This is a genomic window from Neolewinella litorea (genome assembly GCF_004803465.1).
GTDB lineage: Bacteria > Bacteroidota > Bacteroidia > Chitinophagales > Saprospiraceae > Neolewinella > Neolewinella litorea.
Window position 1 is genome coordinate 597,001 of record NZ_SRSF01000002.1, and the last position, 24,431, is coordinate 621,431.

11 protein-coding genes and 1 pseudogene are annotated in these 24,431 nt (G+C 58.6%); 5 read left to right on the forward strand and 7 right to left on the reverse strand.

Translation table 11 applies throughout. The annotated features are described in order from the left end of the window. Positions 1-94: 94 nt before the first annotated feature. Positions 95-880, reverse strand: a complete 786-nt coding sequence (locus tag E4021_RS08205; protein ID WP_136458219.1) for a tetratricopeptide repeat protein — start codon at positions 878-880, stop codon at positions 95-97. Next, positions 877-1,449, reverse strand: a complete 573-nt coding sequence (locus tag E4021_RS08210; RefSeq protein WP_136458221.1) for an RNA polymerase sigma factor — start codon at positions 1,447-1,449, stop codon at positions 877-879. The genes E4021_RS08205 and E4021_RS08210 overlap by 4 nt, the downstream gene beginning before the upstream one ends. Before the next feature lie 196 nt (positions 1,450-1,645). Between E4021_RS08210 and E4021_RS08215 the strand changes: the two genes are divergently transcribed. From E4021_RS08215 to E4021_RS08225, 3 genes are all read left to right on the forward strand, one after another. Then, on the forward strand, positions 1,646-5,152 hold the full coding sequence (locus tag E4021_RS08215) for an AsmA family protein (protein WP_136458223.1): 3,507 nt from the start codon (positions 1,646-1,648) through the stop codon (positions 5,150-5,152). A 447-nt stretch (positions 5,153-5,599) separates the two neighbouring features. After that, entirely contained in the window at positions 5,600-8,794 is a 3,195-nt protein-coding gene (locus E4021_RS08220) for a SusC/RagA family TonB-linked outer membrane protein (protein ID WP_136458225.1), read from the forward strand. 72 nt (positions 8,795-8,866) lie between these two features. Continuing rightward, positions 8,867-10,609, forward strand: coding sequence for a RagB/SusD family nutrient uptake outer membrane protein (locus E4021_RS08225; protein ID WP_136458227.1), 1,743 nt, complete (start codon positions 8,867-8,869; stop codon positions 10,607-10,609). 402 nt (positions 10,610-11,011) lie between these two features. On the opposite strand, the gene E4021_RS08230 is transcribed toward E4021_RS08225, so the two are convergent. The 5 genes and pseudogenes from E4021_RS08230 to E4021_RS18675 form a co-directional block, all read right to left on the reverse strand. After that, entirely contained in the window at positions 11,012-13,510 is a 2,499-nt protein-coding gene (locus E4021_RS08230; protein WP_136458229.1) for a ribonucleoside-diphosphate reductase subunit alpha, read from the reverse strand. Positions 13,511-13,626: 116 nt separating this feature from the next. Next, on the reverse strand, positions 13,627-14,010 hold the full coding sequence (locus E4021_RS08235; protein ID WP_211096994.1) for a four helix bundle protein: 384 nt from the start codon (positions 14,008-14,010) through the stop codon (positions 13,627-13,629). 103 nt (positions 14,011-14,113) lie between these two features. After that, on the reverse strand, positions 14,114-15,091 hold the full coding sequence (locus E4021_RS08240) for a ribonucleotide-diphosphate reductase subunit beta (protein WP_136458233.1): 978 nt from the start codon (positions 15,089-15,091) through the stop codon (positions 14,114-14,116). A 1,546-nt stretch (positions 15,092-16,637) separates the two neighbouring features. Then, positions 16,638-19,295, reverse strand: coding sequence for a thrombospondin type 3 repeat-containing protein (locus E4021_RS18575; RefSeq protein ID WP_136458235.1), 2,658 nt, complete (start codon positions 19,293-19,295; stop codon positions 16,638-16,640). 768 nt (positions 19,296-20,063) lie between these two features. Further along, positions 20,064-20,531 (reverse strand): annotated as a pseudogene (locus E4021_RS18675) (hypothetical protein); the annotation flags it as partial. A gap of 1,140 nt (positions 20,532-21,671) precedes the next feature. Between E4021_RS18675 and E4021_RS08250 the strand changes: the two are divergent. Further along, the gene (locus E4021_RS08250; RefSeq protein WP_136458237.1) at positions 21,672-22,805 is read left to right on the forward strand and encodes a serine hydrolase domain-containing protein; all 1,134 of its coding nucleotides are present in this window, start codon (positions 21,672-21,674) and stop codon (positions 22,803-22,805) included. 125 nt (positions 22,806-22,930) lie between these two features. Next, the gene (locus tag E4021_RS08255; RefSeq protein ID WP_136458239.1) at positions 22,931-24,424 is read left to right on the forward strand and encodes a tetratricopeptide repeat protein; all 1,494 of its coding nucleotides are present in this window, start codon (positions 22,931-22,933) and stop codon (positions 24,422-24,424) included. Positions 24,425-24,431: the final 7 nt, after the last annotated feature.

Genomic DNA, 24,431 nt, shown 5'->3' on the forward strand with positions numbered 1-24,431 from the left:
GTATTAGGAAAAGTGTCTGAAAAGTGTCTTCTCCTCTATTCCCTAAAATACAGGGAAGTTACCCGCGAAACCCACATTTTTATGGACCACGAGATCAGGATTCTCCTTCCCCCTCGCGTAGTTTTTGCAGCAGCCGGTCGGCCCGTACCGAGAGTTCGGGGTCCTGGCCGGTCATGGCGCGTAATTGTGCTTCGGCGGCGGTGTCTTGGCCCAACATTAATTCGGCCAAGGCGAGATAATACCGGATAGCGTCTTCTTCCAGCGGGTACCGGCCAGTGTCGAGCAGGTTCGTCAGCATCTCACGGGCTTCGGCGGGGTGCCCGCTGCCGATGGCTGCCACGCCCGCATAAAGCAGGTTGACGCTGTCAAGGCTCCCGGCGGCGACGCTATCGCGCAGGCTTGGGTAGGCTGCTTCGTAATCCCGCACGTCGTAAAGCGTGCGTCCGTCCCGCTCTTCATCCGGCCCCAACAGGGCATCCTGCCGCGGCAGCCAGAAGAAATGGTCGGCCATCAGGCCGGCGTTGGGATCCGGGCGGGCCAGAAAGAGCCACAGTAGTACGGGCAATAGAAGGCTGGCGGCGATCGCCAGCCACAGGCGCATCCGGCGGGGCGGTTCGTTGGCTTTGACGGCAACGGGCGGGAGTTCCCGCTCGAGGCTGCGCAGGCTTTCCCGCAGCCGCTCGCGTTCCACGAGCGTGGGCCGTTCGGGTTGCAACCCGCGGCGGTAGAGGGCTTCGTGCTGGGCGGCGGCGGCGGCAAGCGCGGGATCGCCGTTCAGACGGTCGCGTAAGTCGCGTTCGCTTTCCGGCGACAACTCGCCTGCGTAATATGCCTCTATTTCTGCTGCCCAGTCATCCGGTAAATCAGCTGGGAGGATCATTTGGATTTTGTTGGAGGGCTAACACCGTAGAGGGCACGGAGTCGTACCATACACTTTGATTTATTCGTCTTGGCTGACGCTGCATTCTTATACCCCAGTAATTCGGCAATAGTTGCCCAATCGAGGTGGAGAAAGTAAAAGTACGCCAGCAACTGTCGGCACCGTGGCCCCAGCTCTCGCATTTTCTGGTGCACCTCGCGCCGAATTTCTTCCGCTTCCGCCTCCGAGACAGGCTCCACCAGGGGTTCGGGCAGTTCGTCCGGTTCCCAGCAAATTTCGCGCTTGCGGCGTTTCATCTTGCGGTACAGATTACGCGCCACCGCGTTCAAGTACGTGTCCAGGCGGGCCGTCAGCACGGTCAGGCGACCGGAGCGGACGTTCTCGACCAGGATGATCAAGGATTCCGTGAAAAGTTCCACGGCCAGTTCGTGTCGGTTGGTTTCCTCCGGAGGTATGACCCGTCCCAAAAGGAAACGCACGCAGGGTTCACGGTACTTTCGGTAAATGACGTGAATACCTGCGTCATCTCCCGACTCCTGCAAGGCCGTTAACAGGGCCTCATCGGACATAGTATACTAGTTAATGGGTAAGAGGCAAAAAAGTCACCTTGTGAAACAAGATAATATTTTTGACCGGAAGGGCAACTGACGCACCGGACTCACTGCCCGGCGGCCGAACTGTTAGCGGGGCCGCAGGGTTTGATCAAATGGCGGATATGCCGGCGAACCCCAAGGCCGCGTTTGTATCCCTGCGTAAGCGCAAGCTATGATTAAAATTCTGATTCGCGGGCTGCTGGTATTCCTGGGCCTGACGATATTGGTCCTGGCCGGCCTGGGTATTTACCTGGACGACTACCTGCGCAGTAACGACGAAAAATTTCTGCGGCAAATCGCCTACCCCGCGGGTCTGGATATCGTGTTCCGCCAGGTCGACCTGACGGCCTGGTCTACCTTTCCCCTCGTGTCCCTTTCCATCGATAGCCTCGTCGTACGCGACACCGTGGGCACCCCGGACGCCCCCGCCCTGCTGCGCCTCGATCGGCTGGAGGCGGAATTCTCCCTAGCCTCCCTATTCAGCGATACCCTCAGCCTGCGGCGTCTTGACCTCTACCATGGGGCGCTGTACCTGGCCAGCGACTCCGCGGGTCAATTCAATGCCGGAACTTTGCTCAACGAAGCGGACCAACCCGAACCGCCCGAAAACCGTGCCCTTGGGGATCCCCCCCAGTTGGCCTGGGATGGGGTACGCGTAGGACTCACCGATATCGACGTCACCTACCTGAACCCGCCACGCAACAAACACATCGAACTCTGCGTCGATTCCCTCCGTACGCGGGCCATTCGCACCGACTCCGGTACCGTCGAACTGACTACCCAACTGGCCACCCAGGTACGCGCCCTGGCCTTTAACACCGAAAAGGGAGCCTACCTCACCGACGCACCGCTGAGCGGGACCATCGCTGCCAGCTTTGGCCCAAGGGCCTGGACCTTCCCCCCCACCCCGCTGCGTATCGGTACGCAGGACTTCACCATCGGAGCCACCATCGCCCGCACCCCCGGGGAGTTGAGCCACATCTCCATCGCCAACGAGGCGGCCGACTTCGACCTTACTCACCCGCTCCTCAACGACAAGCTGCGTGAAAAACTATCCGAATACCACGTCACCGGTCGGTTTCCGGTGCACGTCGATATCGCTACCACCCTCCAGCGGGGCAGCGATCCGGAGGTAACGGTCGACTTTACGCTGAAGGGGCAGCGGGTGCGGGTCAAGGAGTATACCTTTTCAGACGTCTTTACCCGCGGCAAGCTCGTCAACCGCCTGGAAGAGCGGCTAGGCGGCATCCCCAACAGCCGCAAGAACATGCGGGTGGACCTCGACAGCCTCTACGCTACGTACCTCGGTGCCCGTATCTCAAGTCCGCACGCCCTGGTGGCCGTCTTCGGCGGCGACGCGCGCCTTCACGCCCCGCTCCACATTACGGGTCCGGCACGGGTCGTGAGCGACTGGTTGCAGAACCGCGATTTCTTCTTTAACCGCGGGCGTTTCAGCCTGACCACCGAGATCAACGCTTCCCTGCTTTCTTTCGAGGAAATCGCCTCCACCAGCGAGGGGCGGCTGCACTTTCGGAACCTGGACGTGGTCTACCGTCCCGCCGACGTAGCCTTTCCCTTCGAGACTATTACCGTTACCAAGGAGAAGGGCGATGTCAGTTTTCGCCTGGCGAGCAGTCCCATGCCCACCGGGTTTTCCTTCCGCCTGTTCGGCAACATCAACAACCTTACCCCGCTGCTGATCGACCAGCCCGGGGCGGCCATTACTACCGACGTCGCCCTGCTGGCGCCGCGGATCGACTGGACCGACTTCCTCGGGTTCTTCGGACAAAGCGGATATTTCGCCGCCGACACCAGCGCCTCCGCTCCGCCGGCGGCCAGTACCACCGATCAGGTGCGCGCCATGAAGACGGCCCTGACCGGCCTGCAGCGGTCCTTCCACCCCAGCATTGAAGCGCGCTTCGATACCGTAGCCTATTACGACGTGCTTTCGGTCACCGACTTTGCTACCGGCCTGCGGTTCTTCGGCGACACCCTTGTGCTGGAGCGCACCACCTTCGACTGGGCCGACAGCGACCTCGCCTTCGGGGCGCGCCTCGATCTCTCCCGCGCCCGGGAAACCCCCTTCCGCCTGGCCGCCCAGGCTGAGCACCTCGACCTCAACCGCATGCGGCCCGCGCTGACGTATTTCGGCGTGCAGGTACCGGGCGGACTCGATTCCCTGCCCGACGACCTGAGTATTTCCTTTTCCCACGCCGGCATCATCGAAGACTCCCTCGGCATCCGGCCCGGGACCAACACCGGGGAATTCCGCTTCGACGACGGTCGCAACAACCTTTTCTCCGGTAGCCTCGCCTATACTCCCGGTCCGGGCGGACTATCCAGCCACCTGCGCCTCGGTGGCGACCCCCAGATCGTGAATGTTCTCTTCGGCTCCCGCGACTTCTTTTTCGGCACCGGAAGGTTCAGCATCGACCTGTGCATCGACGGCAACCCCACTGACCTACGTAGCGTACTGCGGGATGGCGAACTGCAACTGCGGATCGACAGCAGCCGGATCTCCTACCGGCCCTCCGACGTCTTCGTACCCGTGGAGCACTTTTCGGTCGACGTAGAAGGCGGCAATGCCACCTACCGCATGGACCTGCTCACCGATTCCACCCGCCGGGCCGTGGAACTGCGCGGTGAACTGACCAACCTTCCCGCCTTCGTCCTGCCCACCGCCGGCGAAACCTTCCGCGTCCGGGCCGACGCCACCGCCGCCACCCTCCACTGGGCGGACCTGCGCGACTTCGTGCAGTCCGACAACGAGGACACCACATCAGCTTCCGACTTCGACCCCCAAACCCTCCTTTCGGCTACCGGGGGCATCTTCCGGGCCTTTCGCCCCGATCTCAGTCTTCGCGTAGACACCTTCTGGGCCGGGGAGACCACCCCGCTCCTGGGCCTTCACTCTGGGCTGCGTCTGGTTGACTCCACCGAACTGCGGCTGGAACGGTCGGGCTTCTCCCTCGACGACGGCCGCTTCGAATTTGACGCCAGCTACAGTCTCGACGATAAGCTCCGCTCACCCTTCACCGCGCACTGGACTACCGACACCCTGGCCCTGCAGCACCTGGTCGAGCAGTTGCGAATGATGGAAGTTTCCTTGCCCGACGACATTGGACTCTTGCGCGGGAAACTCACCATGGACGGCTCCATCCACGGTCTGGTCGACGAGACCGATGGCAAGGTGGTCATGGACAGCACCTACGGCCACCTCCGCTACCGCCTTACCGACGCGGAACTGGCCGATTGGCCCATGCTTAATCAGATCGGTCGCAAGGCCCGGATGCAACACCGCTTTCGCCATCTCCACTTTGCCCCCCTCGAAGGGGAGATCCGCGTCGACGGTGGATTGGTTACCCTGCCGCGCATCGAGGTGCAATCTACCGGCTTTCAGGTCTTCCTCGAAGGCGACATCCACCCCACCCGCGGGCCGGACTTGCTCATTTCCCTGCCCCTGCGCAACATCGGACGCGGCCTCCTTCCCTCCGCGCCCGACACCACCGGCTACGCCCTTTCCGGTTGGAAAGTATACCTCGTATACACCACCGGAAAGAACGGCGAGGTCAAGACCAAATTTCGCCTCGGCCGCCGCCGCTATTACAATCAGCGCGGCCGCCTGGATGAACTGCGGGAATTGCGGCGGCAGTGGCGGGCGATCCGCCGCTCGCAGTAGCCCTGAATTGTCGAGCCCTTCCAGGCCGAGTCAATGAAATACCGGCCCCCGGTAGATCACGGGGCCCTCCAAGCTTAGCCGACTATTTAAATCACGGCAACTACGCCCGGCCTCCCTGCCTGATGTGTCGGTGCTATGCGCACACGGCCCCACCCGTTTTCCTGCTCTTATGACCTTGTATAAGTGGTCCAGCCGCCCCGACCCGGGAGAAAAGTATTCTCGCCAACGAATTAAAGAGTCCTCTGCGCGCAGACCGCATGTTCATGACCAGCAACCGATTGTCGGATACCCAGGTTCTAGTCCCCGAATAAAGATGTATATACATTATTCTTCCAGTCACCCCATCCTTCTTATTTAATTTTTTCATTTCCCCATTACTAGTTACTTTCGTTAGGAATCACCCACTTAGTATTCAAGACCTTCTCAACAACTCAACTCAAACTGATCATGCGAATTCTACTCCCCCGCGGGGCGGGAGCCTACCTGTTATTGGTGGTCTCCATGCTGTGCGCCAATTTCCTCTCCGCCCAGGTTACCGGCACGGTAATCGACGCAGACACCGGTGATCCGCTCATTGGTGCCTCCGTATTGATCAAGGGCACTACTTCCGGGGTTGTTACCGATTTGGACGGCAATTATTCCATCAATGCCGAACCGGCCAGTACCCTGGTATTTAGTTACACCGGCTACCAGACTCAGGAAGTGCTCGTCGGAAACGAATCGGTGATAGACGTGACCATGACCTCGGGGGAGTTGCTGGAGGAAGTGGTGGTCACCGGCTATACCGCCCAGAGCAAGCGCGACATTACCGGAGCCGTTGCGACCGTGGATTCCGAAGAATTGCTGGCCGTACCCGCCACCACCTTTGCCCAACAGTTGCAGGGTCGCGCTTCCGGAGTGACGGTAGTGAACGACGCTACGCCCGGCGGGGAAGCGACCATCCGTATCCGGGGATACGGAACGGTGGGGAACAACAGTCCGCTCTATGTGATCGACGGCGTACCCACCCGTAACCAGAACAACCTGAACCCGAACGATATCGAGTCACTGCAGGTACTCAAGGACGCCTCAGCCGCCTCCATCTACGGCTCACGGGCCGCCAACGGAGTAGTCATCATTACTACCAAGAAAGGTAAATTAGGCAAGCCCACCATCTCCTACAACACCTACTACGGCCTGCAGAACGCCGCCCAGGATGTGGAAGTACTTAACGCCGAGGAGCTGGGTCGGTACCTTTACCTGGCCGATCTATACGCTGGCAAGGATCCTTCTCACGGACAGTACGACTTCGGTCCGAACGGCGAGGTATCCATCCCTAACTACGTATTTCCCAGTGGCGCCGAAACGGCCAACGAGGATGAATACGCCCTAACGCCGGGCAACATCAACGCCATCACGCGCTCCGCCGACACCTACTGGTGGGGGGAAGTGACCCGCTCGAATGCCCCCATTCAGAACCACCAGATTTCCGCTACCGGAGCCACGGAATTCGCGCGCTACGCCTTCAGCATGAACTACTTCGACCAGGAAGCCATCACCCGCTTCGTGGCCTACGAACGCATGTCGCTGCGTGCCAATACACAGTTCTCGGCCATCAGCGACCGGCTGCGCATCGGGGAGAACTTCACCGTATCCTTCGGCAACCGCAAGGGCGGCTTCAGCAACAACAACGAGCAGAACGCCGTCTCTGGCTCCTACAAGCACCACCCCCTGCTGCCCGTATACGACATCGCCGGCAACTTCGCCGGCAGTCGCGGGGCTAACCTCGGCAACAACTTTAACCCCTACGCCGTACTGGCCCGGGACCAAGACGACCGGAACTACAACCTGCGAGCCTTCGGTAACGTATACGCGGAATTTGACCTTATCGAGAACCTGACTGCGAAGACGAGCTTTGGCCTGGACGCCAATACCAGCCGCAGCCGGAACATCGGTCGCCCCCAGCCCGAGTACGTAGAGGGCAACTTCATCAACAGCCTTAGCATCGGTGATTCGTACGAGTACGAATGGGTCTGGACCAACACCCTGGCCTACAGCAAGGAGCTTTCTTCCGAGCATCAGGTGTCCGGTCTGGCCGGTATCGAGGCCATCAGTGGCTTCGGAGAGTTCTCCAACGCCAGCCGCCAGCGCTTCCCCTCCGAAAACAACGCAATCATCTCCTACCTGAACCTTGGTGACCTGACCACGGCCAGTAACAGTGGCGGTACCTTCAAGGATTTCTCGCTGTTCAGTGTCTTCGCCCAGGCGAACTACTCCTTCCGCGACCGCTACCTGGTCCAGGTCATCGGCCGCTACGACCAGTCTTCGCGCTTCCTCACCGCCGACAACGCCGCCTTCTTCCCTTCCGTGAGCCTGGGTTGGCGTGTGTCCGACGAACCCTTCTTCGACGGACTCAGCGGCGTTTTCAGCGACCTTAAACTGCGGTACGGTTGGGGACAAACGGGTAACCAGGAGATCGGCGACTACAACGGCTTCACCACCTACCGCTCCAACATCTTCAACGCCGGCTACCCCATCGACGGCAACCCGAGTTCCCCGGTCATCGGTTTCGATGCCTCCAGCTTTGGCAACCCCCTGGCGCAGTGGGAAACCACGACCTCCAACAACCTCGGTTTCGACGGCAGCATGTTCAACAGCCGCCTCGACGTAGAACTTGACCTCTGGACCCGCAGCACCACGGACGTTCTTCTACAAGTGCCCATCACCTTCAGTGCGGGAGACGCTTCTCCCCCCGCCTTCAACGTAGGTGAAGTATCCAACCGCGGTATCGACCTCGGACTGAACTGGACCGGCGGATCGGACAACTTCTACTACAGCATCGGCGGCAACTTCTCCACCTACCGCAATGAAGTAGTAGCCCTCAACGATGCGGATGCCCGGATCTTCGGCTACGGTTCGCGCGTACCCTCCATGACGGTCACCCAGGCCGGCTTCCCAATTTCCTCCTTCTTCGGCTTCCAGACCGACGGAATCTTCCAAAGTCAGGCCGAGGCCGATGCCCACCCGGAATACGGCAGCTATAACGCTCCCGGCAAGTTCCGCTTCGTAGACGTGAACAACGACGGAGTCATATCCGACGCCGACCGTACTATTATTGGCAACCCCCACCCGGACTTCACCTACGGCGTGAACCTGACCCTGGGATACGGCAATTTCGAACTGAACGTTTTCGGTAACGGGTCGCAAGGCAACGATGTCTTTAACTACACCCGCTTCTTCGCTGACTTCAACACCTTCCAGGGTAACCGCTCGCGCCGGGCACTGTACGATGCCTGGCAGCCTACCAACCCCACCGCCCCCCGTGAGCAGTGGGTTGCCGCCAACCCCGGCGCCACCTCACCCATCATGGACGCCAACGACCAGATCAGCAGCCAGGTATCGGATTACCTTATTGAGGACGGTAGCTTCTTCCGCATCCGCAACATCCAGCTCACTTACACCCTTCCGGGCAGTCTGGGCTCGCGGCTCGGTCTTTCGAACGCCCAGGTGTACCTGCAGGGACAGAACATGATCACCATCACCAAATACAATGGCCTTAACCCGGAAATTCAGTCCAACACCGATACGACGCTAGGATTCGACGGCGGCTACATGCCGGTTTCGAGAACCCTGCTCTTCGGACTGAACATCAGTTTCCAATAAGTCTACCCCTCTCGTTCGGGCATTTTCAATAATGCCCTGAGCAAACTAACCCACGATATAAACGCAATAAAAATGAATAGCTTCCGCGTAATAATTCCCCTGCTGGCGCTGGCCACGGTCTTATGGAACTGTAGCGAAGAGTTTCTGGAAAGAACGCCACAGGGACAGATCAGTACCGCCTCCACCCAAACTCCCGAAGGGGTGGAAAGCCTCTTGATCGGTGCCTACGCCATGGTTGATGGCACGGGACTCGATGGCCAGGCTCCCTGGAATAATGATATCACCAACTGGGTTTTCGGTGGTATCGCCTCCGACGATGCACTGAAAGGTACCGATGCCGGCGACCAGCCCGAGCAATCCTTTATTGAACGCTACGAGTTTAACTCTTTCAATGGCCACATCCGCAACAAGTGGCGGGGTGTGTACAAAGGCGTGGCCCGGACCAACGACGTTATCACCACTGCCCGCAACGTTGAAGGGTTGACCGAGGAACGCCGCGCGCAAATCATCGCCGAGGCCCGGTTCCTACGCGGCATCTTTCACTTCGAGGCCCAAAAGATGTGGCGCTTCCCGATCTACGTCGGTGACGACGTGTACGACATTAATGACGTAGAATCGACCAAGGTCCCTAATGACGGCAAAATCTGGGAAGAAATCGAGGCGGATTTCAAGGCTGCCGCCGATGTTCTGCCGGACAACCAGGCACAAGTAGGCCGGCCCACCAGCTGGGCGGCCAAGGCCTTCCTCGCCAAAGCCAAGATGTACCAGGGTTGGGACGACAGCGGCAATGCCGTCATCGGTAAACTGCAGGAAGCCAAGCCCCTGCTCGAAGAGATCATCAACAGCGGTCGCTACCGCCTCACCCCCCAGTTCTCCCACAACTTCCTGGTGGAAACCCGGAACAACGAAGAGTCCATCTGGGAAGTACAGTACGCAGTGAGCAGTGCAACCGGTGATGCCGCCACCCAGGGTGTCGGTCTGGCGCACCCCTACATCGCTCCCTGGGGCTGCTGTGGCTTCTACCAGGCTTCGCAGAACCTCGTTAACGCTTTCCGCACGGACGACGAAGGATTACCATTCCTGGAAACCTTCGACTCGGAAGACGTTACCCACGAAACCGAGTACACCGACCCGCTTGATCCCCGACTCGACCACACCGTGGGCCGCCCGGGTATCCTGTATAAAAACTTCCAGATCCACCAGACCGACTTCATCCGCGACCTGTCCTACGCCGGTCCCTTCTCTTCCATGAAGCACGTGGCCGAGCCGGAAGGCTTCGGAGTCACCGGCTGGGGTAACCTCTCGGCCAACAACTACCGTATCATGCGCTACGGTATGATCCTGCTCTGGCTGGCCGAAGTGGAAGTCGAATTGGGCAACCTGGAACGCGCCCGCGAACTGGTCAATCAGATCCGGGAGCGCGCCGGCAACTCGGAAGACTTTGTTCCCAAGGTGATCCAGGGGGCCAACAGCCGCCAGGAGTACAGCTTCGTTGACGGCGAGGTTGCTGCCAACTATAAGGTCGACACCTACGACGAGCCGTGGACCGATCAGGACATGGCCCGTCAGGCCGTCCGCTTCGAAACCCGCCTCGAGTTCGCCATGGAAGGCCATCGCTTCTTCGACCTGCAGCGCTGGGGCGTACAGTCGGAAGTACTCAACGCCTACCTCGACAGCGAGGAAGAGCATCGGGTATACCTCCGCGGCGTAACCTTCGAGGCACCCCAGGACCAGTACTACCCCATCCCCACCGAGGCCATCGACCGCTCGATCCTCAACGGAGAACCGACGATCACCCAGGATCCGAATTACTAGCACTAACCGGACCCTCGCTGGTTGACTACCGTCGATGAAGTGAGGTCCGCTGAATAATTACCCAAAACTGGCAGGCCCGTGACGAGATACGTCGCGGGCCTTTTCTTTTTTACCCGGCAATAGCTGGACGATCCAGACCGGGTTCTCGCCAGACAACTATCGTCAACGCAGAGAGGCCCTCCAGTTCAGCGAGGTCCAGACCATTGCTCAAAACTGGCAGCCCCGTGAAGCGCGGGCTCTACTCTATTCTATCCGGCATCAGCAGGACAATCTGGACCGGACACTCCCCGAACGACTATCGTCGACGCAGCGAGATCCCGCGCCACGGCAATTTCCGAACAAAAAAACCCGCGGCGCAAACGCGCCGCGGGCCAATGAATGTGGGATTGGGGAAAATAAATCTTAGGCGGAGCAGGCCACACAGTCCGGGTCGTCAAGACTGCACGTCTTGCCGACCTGGGCGGTCTGCTCGGCGCTGAGCTCCTCAAAACCTCCGGCCGAAACCGCGGTGGCCGTACCGCTATCCTGCCGGGGCTGGGGCACGCCGCCGGTCATCTTCGCGGGGGCGGATGACTCGCTGCGTGCTCCCTGCTTGACCTGTCCGTCGCCGTCGTCGCTTTGCTTGACCAGCTGGTCCTTGTCGACAGTGAACTTGATGGCGTCGCGGGCGGCTTTCGTGCGCAGGTAGTACATGCCGGTCTTCAGGCCCTTTTGCCAGGCATAGAAGTGCATGCTGGAGAGCTTGCCGAAGTTCACGTTCTCGACGAAGAGGTTCATCGACTGGCTCTGGCAAACGAAAGCGCCACGGTCGGCGGCCATGTCAATGACGATCTTCTGGCTGATCTCCCAGACCGTCTTGTAGAGGTCACGCAGGTACTGTGGTACATCGTCGAAGTCCTGGATGGAGCCGTTGCTCTGCATGAGGCGGTTGCGCATGCCGTTGTTCCACAGCCCAAGGCCGATAAGGTCGTGTAGCAGGTGCTTATTGACCACCACGAACTCGCCCGAGAGCGTACGACGGGTGTACATATTGGAGCTGTAGGGCTCGAAGCACTCGTTGTTTCCGAGGATCTGGCTGGTGCTGGCCGTGGGCATGGGGGCCACGAGCAGACTGTTCCGCATGCCGTACTTGGCGAGGTCCTGCTTCAGGCCGGCCCAGTCCCAACGGTCGGAGGGCGTAACGCCCCAGAGGTCAAACTGCAGTTCACCTTTGCTGGCCGGACTGCCGGGGTAGCTCTCGTAGTGGCCATCTTTCTTCGCCAGGGCGATCGATTCGGTACAGGCGGCAAAGTAGATCGCCTCGAAAATGTCCTTGTTCAACTGCCGGGCCTCGTCGCTGTCGAAGGGCATGCGCAGCATAATGAAGGCGTCGGCCAACCCTTGTACGCCCAGCCCGATGGGGCGGTGGCGCATGTTAGAGTTGCGGGCCTCCTCGATCGGGTAATAGTTGCGGTCGATGACCTTGTTCAGGTTGCGCGTCACTACGCGGGTCACCTCCACCAGCTTGTCGAGATCGTATTCCCGGGTTTCCTCGTTCACGTACTTGGGCAGGGCCAGACTGGCGAGGTTACAGACGGCTACTTCGTCCGGACTGGTGTACTCCATGATCTCCGTACAGAGGTTGGAGCTGCGGATGGTGCCGAGGTTCTGCTGGTTCGATTTGCGGTTGGCGGCGTCCTTATAGAGGATATAGGGGGTGCCGGTTTCGATCTGGCTGTCGAGTACCGCGAACCACAGCTCCTGCGCCTTGACGACCTTGCGGGCACGGCCTTCCTGCTCGTACTGGTGGTACAGGGCCTCGAACTCACCGCTGTGGGCGTCGCACAGGCCGGGGGCCTCATTGGGGTCAAAGAGACTCCACTCACCGTCCTCCTTCACGCGCTGCATGAAGAGGTCGTTGACCCAGAGGGCGTAGAAAAGATCGCGGGCGCGCATTTCTTCCTTGCCGTGGTTCTTTTTCAGTTCGAGGAACTCGAAGATGTCGGCGTGCCAGGGTTCCAGGTAGACCGCGAAGGCGCCTTTACGCTTGCCGCCGCCCTGGTCCACGTAGCGGGCCGTATCGTTGAACACCTTCAGCATCGGCACAATACCGTTGGAAGTGCCGCCGGTGCCCTTGATGTAGCTGCCCGTGGCGCGGATGTTGTGGATGCTCAGTCCGATCCCGCCGGCGCTCTGGCTGATGCGGGCGCAGCGCCGGAGCGTCTCGAAGATCCCCTCGATGGAGTCATCCGTCATGGTCAGCAGGAAGCAGGAGCTCATCTGCGGTTTCGGCGTTCCGGAGTTGAAGAGCGTAGGCGTGGCGTGGATGAACCACTTCTCACTCATCAGTTGGTAGGTCTGGATGGCGCTTTCGATATCGTCCTGGTGGATGCCCACGGCGACACGCATCAGCATGTGCTGGGGGCGTTCGACCACGGCCCCGTCGCGGCGCATCAGGTAGCTGCGCTCCAGGGTTTTGTAGCCGAAGTAGTCGAACTCGAAGTCGCGGTCGTAGATGATGGCCGCATCCAGGGTGGTGGCGTTGTCGCGGATCACCTGCATGGTATCGTCGCCGATCAGCCCTGCGGGGTCGCCGGTCTTGGGGTCAACGTAGTTGTACAGCCCCTCCATGGTGGCGCTGAACGACTTGTCCGTTTCCTTGTGCAGGTTGCTGATGGCAATGCGGGCCGCCAGCTGGGCGTAGTCCGGGTGGACGGTCGACATTGAAGCGGCGGTCTCTGCGGCCAGGTTGTCCAGCTCTACGGTGGTGACGCCGTCGTACAGGCCCTGGATCACCTTTTTTGAGACAGTGATGTGGTCGACAAAGTTCTCGTCCAGTCCGTAGCACAGCTTCTTGATGCGGGCGGTGATCTTGTCGAAGGAGACGTCTTCTCGACGTCCTGAGCGTTTTATTACTTGCATGGCGATTAATTTTGATATGCGATTTGCGATTCTCGATTCTCGATAGGCGATTTGGCTGCCGCACGGCTCTGCTCACTGCGTTCGTGCCGCCCTATCTACTCGCTTCGCTCGCAAATTCAGTTCTTGGTTTGGTTAATGCGATCGTCCATGGTGCGAACCGTGCGGACGAAAATGCTGATAAGTTGGTTGTTTTCATCCAGAAGAGCCGCTAGCCGGTCGGCGGCGTACAATTCGGACTGCTGAATGATTTTCAGGTTGATATGTGTTTCTCTGAGTTCCTTCAGGGCCAAGCTGCATTTGTGGCGAAAGTCCTTGTCGGACTCCGCCGCACGAGCTTCTCCGTACAGCAGGGCGGGTGCACTGCCCGAGCGGAGAATTTGCTTGCCGAAATGCGCTCCGGCGAAACTGCTGGGTAGGTTAGCGGAGAGCCGGACAATCCGTACTGCAAAGTCAATGAGCCGTTGCTCCAGCTGGGCAGACTGCGATTGCGAGGATTTCACGTTATGCAGATATAGCAGTCGGCGGTTCAAGACGAGCGCAGCGAGCATTCTCGTGCGGCAGCCAAATCAAGAATCGAGAATCGAGAATCACATATCGCATACCTTAAAAGTCTTCATCCAGCGTAAACACCTGCTTGTCCCGGTCGCTGGTTACCCCGGCTTTCTGGTACTCGCCCACCCGCTTTTCGAAGAAGTTGGTCTTTCCCTGCAGGTTGATCATGTCCATCCACGGGAAGGGGTTTTCGACGTTCCAGACCTTCGATTCCCCGAGTTCCACCAGCAGGCGGTCGGCGACGAACTCGATGTACTGGCACATCATGTCGGCGTTCATGCCGATCAGGTTCACGGGCAGGGAGTCGCTGACGAACTCCTTTTCGATCTCGACGGCATCCTTGATGATCTTGGTCACCATCCCGTCTTCCAGTTTATGGACGATATGGTCGTTGTAGAGCAGACAGGCGAAGTCGCAGTGCATGCCCTCGTCGCGGCTGATCAGTTCGTTGGAGAAGGTCAAGCCGGGCATCAGACCGCGCTTCTTGAGCCAGAAGATCGAGCAGAAGGAACCGGAGAAGAAAATGCCTTCCACGGCGGCGAAGGCGACGATGCGCTCCGCGAAACTGCCGTTGTCGATCCAGCGCAGGGCCCACTCGGCCTTCTTCTGCACGCAGGGCATGGTTTCGATGGCGTTGAACAGGTGGTCCTTTTCGGCGGGGTCGCTGATGTAGGTGTCGATCAGCAGACTGTAGGTCTCGGAGTGGATGTTCTCCATCATGATCTGGAAACCGTAGAAGAACTTGGCTTCCGTGTACTGAACCTCGGCCACGAAATTTTCGGCCAGGTTCTCGTTGACAATGCCATCGCTGGCGGCAAAGAAGGCCAGCACGTGTTTGATGAAGTAGCGCTCGTTGTCGTTGAGCTTGTTGTTCCAGTCGTTGAGGTCGGCACTCAGGTCGATCTCCTCGGCCGTCCAGAAGCAGGCTTCATTGTCTTTGTAATAGCGCCAGATGTCGTCGTGCTGGATCGGAAAGAGAACGAAACGGTTGGGGTTCTCTACGAGGATGGGTTCTGTTTGGGCGTTCATGACGGACTGTTTTGTGGGCAGTTCCAATTGGTATCGGAGTACTGCGGTTGGTTGGTTAAGGGCGTGCGGCCGGTCGTTTCCCCCCGGTAGCTTCGGTGGGGATGGGTCGGCGCAAACCGTATCGTTGTGGTTGTCAGTGTACTAAGGCGGCTCCCCGTTTGGAAGGATGCCGCCTTAGTCTAAGTGGTATCAGCAAGTCGGAACCTGCGCGGGTACAACCAATTTGTTGTTTTCCCTCGTATAAGTGCCAAGATAGTGCTCCGGTTGGGAGATTTTACCGGGTATTTATCCACAAGGTGTGGATAACTTTACACATTAACCTGTAAATCAAGTAATTAGCAAGATTTCCCGAGTTCTCCACAATGTGGATAAGGTTATCAACAATGTGGAAAACACAGTCGGTTTTCCACAAAAAGGCGTGGAAAGTGAGGCGGGGCGCGGCCGCGGGTGCCGTAAATTGTGGAAAAGCTACGTTTTTTTGGTTTTTTATCGAATGTTTCTAGAGATCGAATGTAGTTGGCCCTGGATGGTGGGCGGAGTGGCTCCAGGCGCGACTCACTCTTCCTCGATGATTCACCTATTCGGCTTGAAAGCCCTCAACCCGCTAGCCCCGGGCAGAGCGACTACAGGCGCGACTCACTCTTTCACAATGATTCACCTAATCGTGCCTGAAAGCCCTCAACCCGTTAGCCCCGGGCAGAGCGACTCCAGGCGCGACTCACCATTCCACGACAATTCACTGAATCGGGCTGGAAAGCCCTCAACCCGCTACCCCTTAGGTGGAGCGGCTCCAGGCGCGACTCACCATTCCACGACAATTCACATAATCGGGCTGGAAAGCCCTCAACCCGCTACTCTACGGGTAGAGCGGCTCCAGGCGCGACTCACCATTCCACGACAATTCACATAATCGGGCTGGAAAGCCCTCAACCCGCTACTCTACGGGTAGAGCGGCTCCAGGCGCGACCCAGTATATTACTGTGATTCAAACAAACGGGCCGGAGAGAAGCGAGCGGCTACTTCCCACCCCGGCCGCGGCCCTGAAAGGGACGCCCCTATACTAGCGAAGTCAATTCCGAGGGAACCGAGGAAGGGGCTTCGCGGTCATAGCGCGTCATTCCCCAGCGGCTCTGAAAGGGACGCTCCTACACTAGCGAAGTCAATTCCGAGGGAACCGAGGAGGGGGCTTCGCGGTCATAGCGCGTCATTCCCCAGCGGCCCTGGAAGGGACGCCCCTATACTAGCGAAGTCAATTCCGAGGGAACCGAGGAAGGGGCTTCGCGGTCATAGCGCGTCATTCCCCAGCGGCTCTGAAAGGGACGCTCCTACACTAGCGAAGTCAATTCCGAGGAAACCCCGAGGAATGGGCTTCGCAATCAAAGCGCGTGAATCCCCAGCGGCCCTGAAAGGGACGCCCCTACACCAGCGAAGTCAATTCCGAGGAAACCGAGGAATGGGCTTCGCGGACCGAGAACAAAAAAAGCCCCGCCCGAAGTATCCGGGCGGGGCTAAAACGTAAGCAGTACCGTGAACGGAACTGCGGGCCTTACCGCTGAATCAACAGCCGGCGGGTAATACCTTCCGGCTCCGTAGCGAGCCGAACGGTGTACACTCCGGTGGCGAACTTGCCGTCGGGAAGCACCAATCGAAGCTGGGTCTGACCGGCGGCAATCATTTGGTTAACCACGCTGCGACCCATCGCGTCAAAGACCGTGACTTGGGCATCGCGATCAAGCGCCAGGAAACGAAGGTTGACCTCATCACGGGCCGGGTTCGGGAAGAGTTGCAGGTCCTGCAGGTCGGGAACAGCGTCCACGGGCGCCGCCGGGGGCGGGGGAGTTGGCGTTCCTATTGACTTATTAGATCCCTTCTGCGTGTGGATGACGATACTGCCCCCACCGAGCACGGTGGTAGCGTAGCCGGTGTCATCCGCACCCATCTGGTTGTCGTAGACGACCTGACTGGTGGCCTTGTCCCAAATTTTGATCCGGAACTTGTCCTCACCACCTCCACCGTTGACGTCTCCATCCACGCCGGTCAGCATGAAACCATAGTCGCCCGCGCCATTGACCTGCCCGGAGCCCTTGAATTTGGCATTCGAACCTGCAATGGTCAGCCACTGGTAATCGGTACTCTTGAACTTGAAGTCTGCGGCGTTCAGGTGGAAGGTGGTATTACCGTCCGGGACGGACTGCCCCTTCTTGTACTTGGCTACGAAACCGAAGTTGGCCTTACCCTCCAGGGAGGCATCACCTGAATAGGCTCCGGCCGGTGACCAGATCCATCCACCACCGGTTACGAAGCCGGCGCTGGGGTCGTAGATGACAACATATGTGGCATTCACCAGCATATCCTGCTCTCCACAAGCATCTGTAACGGTAACGCTGACGGTGTAAACCCCGGCGGCCGAATACTGGTGGCTACCACTAACGAAGTTATTGTTTTGGTTCACCAAGCCGGTGGAGACGGTACCGTCGCCCCAGTCGATATCTGCGCTGTGGCCATCCTCGTCATCCGCATCCGTAAAATTGGCCGAGATACTCACCGCTTCGCTGATCGCCACAGGATCTAGGGGTAAGGTGATTGATTGCAGCTCAGGTGCGTCGCTTTCGTCTACTATAAGGTTACAGTTGTTGTCGATTCCGTCGCATACCTCTTCCGCGCCCGGGTTGATGGCCGGGTCAAAAGGCGCGCAATCATTGGTATCCGCGTAGCCGTCGTTGTCGTCGTCGGGATCACAAACGTCTCCCTCACCGTCGCCATCGTTGTCGGCTTGGTCGGTGTTCGAAGCGAAGACGCAGTTGTCGTTCACGTCCAGCACGCCGTCGTTGTCGTCGTCGGGATCACAAACGTCTCCCTCACCGTCGCCATCGTTGTCGGCTTGGTCGGAGTTCGAAGCGAAGAAGCAGTTGTCGTTCACGTCCAGCACGCCGTCGTTGTCGTCGTCGGGATCGCAAACGTCGCCCTCACCGTCGCCGTCGTTGTCGGCCTGGTCGGAGTTCGAAGCGAAGACGCAGTTGTCGTTCACGTCCAACACGCCGTCGTTGTCATCGTCGGGGTCACAAACGTCGCCCTCACCGTCACCATCGTTGTCGGCCTGGTCCGGGTTGGCAGTGAATACGCAATTGTCGTTCACGTCCAGCACGCCGTCGTTGTCGTCATCGGGATCACAAACGTCGCCCTCACCGTCGGCGTCGTTGTCGGCCTGGTCGGAGTTCGAAGCGAAAATGCAGTTGTCGTTCACGTCCAGCACGCCGTCGTTGTCGTCGTCGGGATCGCAAACGTCGCCCTCACCATCGCCGTCGTTATCGGCCTGGTCCGGGTTGGCAGTGAATACACAATTGTCGTTCACGTCCAGCACGCCATCGTTGTCATCGTCGGGGTCACAAAAGTCGCCCAATCCATCTCCATCGTTGTCGGCGGAGTACGTAGTAATTCCTACCATGATATTCGATTGAGTGGCGGTGCAATTAGGTGAACCATCATCGGTAACGGTAACCTCGTAAGTACCACTAGGCAAGCCGGTGAAGGTTCCATCGGTACTATTAACGGTAACCGGACCAACGGCAGTAAAGGTGGCATTGCCGCGTACATCGGTAGCGGAAACGGCGATTGCTCCATCATCCGAACCGGGGCAGGTAAGGTCAGTAACGGTCGCGGGGTTGAGTCCGACGTTGCAGGGGTTGATGACTTCTACCTGAAACACCTGAGAAGGAATTCCACCGACGTTATGGTGATGGTTGATATCCTGAACTTTGATCTCTACAGAATGAAATCCAATCTCCGCAAGAGTGGGCGAACCGCTGAGGGTAGCGGTCCCGTCCCCGTTATCAACCAGGGAAAGCCAGGAAGGAATGTTTATCCCTATCAAAGCTAACTGGTCACCGTATGCGAGGTCAGGATCCGAGGCTGTAACCAGGTAAGTGTAGACGGACTCCGCTTCCGCAACCGTTACCGGAATACTGGTAAACGCGGGGCTTGTATTGACTAGCATGCTCACTTCATGAGTGGCTACCTCGTTGAAACTATCTTCCGCTTTGAAGATGACGTGATTATGCCCCCAATCCGCGGCCGCGGGTGTCCAGCTGAAGGTGGTACTGACCGGATTGGCCGCGGCAGTAGGAAGGGCCGGCGACAGGCTTGCCCCCCGGGTACTGAAATCGGCTCCGGAGTTTTTATCCTTAGCTTCAGTGATACTGACCAAATCAGTGGGATCGTCGTCCGAAGCTTGAACGGTATAGGATATGGTCTGACCAGGAGCCACTACCTGATGTACTGCAGTGGCCGGCGTGGGCGGGACATCGAACACCGGCCGCTGACTAACTACGATTGAAACCGAGGTTGAGGTCTGATTACCAACGTTGTCAGTGGCCGTGAAATTTATTACATTTGTGCCAAGATTGCTTATCGACGGTGTCCAGTTGAAGGCACTCTGCACCGGGTTGGCGGTTACCGGGAGTCCCGGTGAAAAATTCGCTCCACTTGGAACTCCTACCGCGTTCAGGGTGACGGTACTTCCAGGGTCGGTATCGGTGGCACGGACACCAAAATTTACGACGTTCCCTGGTCGCGCAAAGATCACTGAGCCATCAGTCGGCGTCAGCGAATAGTCAAAGGCCGGAGGTGTCGACGGCTGGACCACCTTGATCAAAAAATCAACCATTGTTTTGGACTTGACATTGCCCGACAAGTCAAGGTCTTCCACGACGGCCACCATAGCAAAGAGCGATCCGACCGGTCGGTTGTATAAATTGGCGGTCACAGTACCGGTAGGACTTATGGAAAATCCTGACAGATCGACCCCGGTATACTCACCGGATTGCGGCAGGCGAAAACGGCGGACATCCCCGTCTGGATCGGCGGAAGCTAAGTTGAAGGTGGCAGAACTCCCTTGGGGCACGTTTAGGATCGGGGGGACGGCTACCACAGGCGAGTTGTTACCCAATTTGCCGGGGGAAAGGCTCACCAAAGTTTGAGACAGCCAACTACCACTGGCATTTACTATTCCACCAATTCGACAACAGTCACTGAAGAAGGCTGTAAAGTCCTGATAGCTGGGATAGGTATGCGTGATCGTAGTCTCCCCGAAGAACCAGTCTTCCGAGGGATCTACTGCAGTGACCTCCAACGAAAACGATTGTGATCCGCCGTCTCCAAACCTTAGATTATCGACAATTCTCGACCGAGTGCCGATTGCTGGGGTCCCGGAAAAGAAAAAGCTCATCCGCCAGGCTTGCTGGATTTTAAATTCGACCGTGGTTCCTCCTACATGGCGCCAGCTGATCGAACCGTACCGAAAGTGGGAAGCCTCCAGTAAAGAGGTGGTGAGCAACAGGAAGAACAGAATGCCCCAGGACGTACCCGATCGAGCCGATCCAGAGAACCATCGCTTCAGTGTTCCCCTCTCGGAACAAGGCGAGGAATAGTATACATTATCCATAATAAATCAGGAATAAAGGGTGAGAAAATGGCGGGCACAGCCCTCCCCTTCAGGCGAGGGGACCGAGCCTGCGAGTGCGTGTTAAAAGTTGGGTGGGTTAATCAGCTGATCCTATCCAATGCAATACCTGTTCCGGTCGAGTAACCGAAAAATCATTTATTGCCAAGAAGAGAAAAAGCGAGGTGTTAAATAAGGGGTGTAAGACGCGTAACTACATAGTGTGATTATACTGGAGGCCAAGACAAATGGCCCGAAACAAACTAAACAATGGCCATCCATACGGCAGGCCACATCAAATACCGTTTAGTTAATAATGAAATTATAAATCATAGGTAACCCACCCAAATGATATTAATTTAATTTTTTTCAATGCGCAATAATTTTGCATAGCCTCCGTACACCAATACCCTTTGCAAAGTTGATGCGTCTCCAAAGCGCAATTCAGCATTACACTATGATTGCTCCACTCGGGCTGGAAAGTTCTCAACCCGTTAGCCCCGGGCAGAGCGACTCCAGGCGTGACTAACCATTCCACGACAATTCACATAATCGGGCTGGAAAGCCTTCAACCCGCTACTCTACGGGTAGAGCGACTCCAGGCGCGACTCACCATTCCACGACGATTCAGTTAATCGGGCTGGAAAGCCCTCAACCCGCTACCCCTTGGGTGGAGCGGCTCCAGGCGCGACCCAGTATCTCACTGTGATTGTATCAATCGGGCCGGAGAGAAGCGAGCGGTCACCTCCCACCCCGGCAGCGGCCCTGAAAGGGACACCCCTAGACTAGCGAAGTCAATTCCGAGGGAAACCCAAGGAATGGGCTTCGCGGTCAATGCGCGAGACCCCCCGCGGCCCTGAAAGGGACGCCCCTACACCAGCGAAGTCAATTCCGAGGGAAACCCGAGGAATGGGCTTCGCGGTCATAGCGCGTCATTCCCCAGCGGCCCTGGAAGGGACGCCCCTATACTAGCGAAGTCAATTCCGAGGGAACCCCGAGGAATGGGCTTCGCGGTCAAAACGTGTGAATCCCCCAGCGGCCCTGAAAAGGGCGCCCCTACACCAGCGAAGTCAATTCCAAGGGAACCGAGGAAGGGGCTTCGCGGTCAATGCACCCCCAAAAGACTCAACCTATCTTCACCCCATGAAGCCACTGATCCTTGCTCTCCTGCTCTTCCTCGGCACCTGCGTCCGCGCCCAGTACTACCCCACCCCCACCGATTGGGCGGAACGCGCCGCCGCGGAAGCCGGTTTCCAGACCGCAGCCCTCGACTCGGCCGTGCAATTCGCCCTCGACCACGAATACAGCGGCGCCCGCGACCTCCGCCTGGCCATCCTCAACGCCTTCAGCCGTGAGCCCGGCCACACCCTCAGGGGGCCCACCAAGGAACGCGGCGGCCCCGCCGGACTGATCATCAAAGACGGCTACATCGTGGCCCGCTGGGGCGACACCGAACGGGTGGACATGACTTTCAGCGTGACGAAAAGCTACCTGTCGACCACCGCCGGGCTGGCCCTTGACGACGGGCTGATCGAATCCGTCCACGACTCCGTAAGCCGCTACGTCTGGGACGGCACCTTCAGCGGCAACCACAACGGCGGCATCACCTGGGAGCACCTGCTGCAGCAGACCTCCGACTGGTCGGGCACCCTCTTCGGACTCGAAGACTGGACCGACCGACCCGACCCCGCGGGCAGCTACGACGATTGGAAAAATCGCGAACTCCACGCCCCCAGCACCCACTACAAGTACAACGACGTGCGGGTGAACGTGCTGGCCTACTCCCTGCTTCAGGTGTGGCGGCAACCCCTGCCGCGCGTGCTCAAGGAACGCATCATGGACCCCATCGGCGCGAGCACCACCTGGCGCTGGTACGGCTACGACGACAGCTGGGTAGACCTGGACGGGCTGCACATGCAGTCGGTGAGCGGCGGCGGCCACCACGGCGGCGGACTCTTCATCAGCACCGTTGATCACGCGCGCCTGGGACTGCTCTTCGCCCGCCGCGGCCGCTGGAACGACCGGCAGTTGATCTCCGAAGGGTGGGTCGACCAAATTCGCACCCCGGCCGCGGCCAACGCCAGCTACGGATACATGTGGTGGCTCAACGCCGGTGAACGGCGCTGGGACGGGGTGCCCGACCACGTCTACTACGCCGCCGGCTTCGGGGGCAATTTCATCGTGGTCGACGAGGAACGTGACCTCGTGATCGTAACACGCTGGCTGGAACCCGGCGAGATCGGCGAACTGGTGCGGCGGGTGTACGCGGCCTTTTAGCGGGAGTCTAATACTTCATATGCGGGAATAAAAGATGTGTATTGCGTTGTTAATTACCCTATCTTATTAGGGCACCCGCCTGGGTGCACGGTAACAGCACTTTCCTTCAAAAACGACCCGCTACCATGCAACGCACGACCTTACTCCTCCTGGCCATCCTCCTGGGGCTTACGCCCCTCGTGGCCCAATCCGACGCCCCACCGGGTACCGTATACTACCAGGTCACCAAACTTAAGGACCCGACCGGGAACCTGATGCAGGTGGAAAATACCCTGATGCTGCCCTACTTTCAGGCCCGCGTCAACGACGGATCGCAAATCTGGCACGCCCTTTACCGCATCGTTTCGCCCGACGCCAATGAGGCCGGTTACGACTATATCTCCGTCGACGTATACGACAACCTCTCCGAACTTCACCTGCCCGAATCGGGGGAAAACCAGGTGATCGAGCAAACCTTCCCGCACACCACTCCGGACCAATTCTGGGGACTCGTGGAAGAGGATTCCGACGTGATCAGTGAGACCACCTACACCATTGCCGGGGCCCTCATGCCCGCCCCCAGCACCCGGGGTGAACCCAGCGCCCCCCTCCTGGCCGTCAACTACATGTTGGTACCCCCCGGCAAGGAAAGCGACTACCTGGCTATGGAAACGGAAGTTTTCAAGCCCATCATGGAACAGCACGTCAAGCAGGGCAGTATGGAAAACTGGTCCCTCTTCGAGCGCGCTATACCGGTGGGTACCGACTTCGGGGCCAATTTCGCTACCGTAGACGCTTTTTCAGACTGGGACCAGGTAGAGGCCTACCAGCAAAAGTGGCAGTCGACGGCCACCGCCACCCACCCCAATAAGGACCTGGGCGCGATCATGAATCAGATGACCGACCTCCGGGAACGCACCCGCATGGAAGTGTGGGAACTTCAGCGCGAAACCACACCGCCCTCATCGGAGTCCATCAGCTACCAGATCATCCAGGAAGGTACCGGTCCGAAGCCCCTGCGCGGACAGGAGGTCACCTGGTCGGGCAAGGTGATGAACGAACGGGGGGAAACCGTATTTGAGACGTCCTCCCTCGGCGAAGACTGGCAGGACATCCTGGGCAGTGATCCCACCAACACCCGCTGGAACAACGCCGTGAAGATGGTCGGTGCCGGCGGCATCGTGCAGGTTACGGTGCCGGCCTCCCGGCAGAGTTTCCGGGAACAGCAGCGGAACGGGGGAGGGCACCTCATCATGAAGATCAACGTCAAGGAGATTGGCCCGCCGGTCAAGTACGGCCACGACAAACTCAAGGAAATCCTCACCAGTGAAGGCCTGGAGGCGGCCCAGGAATGGTACGCCGGGCTAAAACGCAGCAATCCCAACGGTTACGTATTTCGCGAAATGCAGATGAATGCACTGGGTTACGACCTGATGGCCGAGGGCTACGACGAGGAGGCGATCTACGTGCTGGACCTCAACCGCCAGCAATACCCCGATTCCTTCAACGTCTACGATAGCCTCGCCGATGCCTACAGCAATGCCGGCAACGACTTCCACGCCAAGGAACATTTCAAGATGGCGCTGAAAAAAAATCCGGATTCCACCTTCACCGCGGAAAAGCTCGGAAAACTCAAGTAAGTCCTGG

Coding starts and splice junctions, on each gene's coding strand:
- E4021_RS08210 (WP_136458221.1), bottom strand. CDS start 1,449: ATGTCCGATGAGGCCCTGTTAACGGCCTTGCAGGAGTCGGGAGATGAC.
- E4021_RS08215 (WP_136458223.1), top strand. CDS start 1,646: ATGATTAAAATTCTGATTCGCGGGCTGCTGGTATTCCTGGGCCTGACG.
- E4021_RS08250 (WP_136458237.1), top strand. CDS start 21,672: ATGAAGCCACTGATCCTTGCTCTCCTGCTCTTCCTCGGCACCTGCGTC.
- E4021_RS08205 (WP_136458219.1), bottom strand. CDS start 880: ATGATCCTCCCAGCTGATTTACCGGATGACTGGGCAGCAGAAATAGAG.
- E4021_RS08255 (WP_136458239.1), top strand. CDS start 22,931: ATGCAACGCACGACCTTACTCCTCCTGGCCATCCTCCTGGGGCTTACG.
- E4021_RS08220 (WP_136458225.1), top strand. CDS start 5,600: ATGCGAATTCTACTCCCCCGCGGGGCGGGAGCCTACCTGTTATTGGTG.
- E4021_RS08225 (WP_136458227.1), top strand. CDS start 8,867: ATGAATAGCTTCCGCGTAATAATTCCCCTGCTGGCGCTGGCCACGGTC.
- E4021_RS08230 (WP_136458229.1), bottom strand. CDS start 13,510: ATGCAAGTAATAAAACGCTCAGGACGTCGAGAAGACGTCTCCTTCGAC.
- E4021_RS08240 (WP_136458233.1), bottom strand. CDS start 15,091: ATGAACGCCCAAACAGAACCCATCCTCGTAGAGAACCCCAACCGTTTC.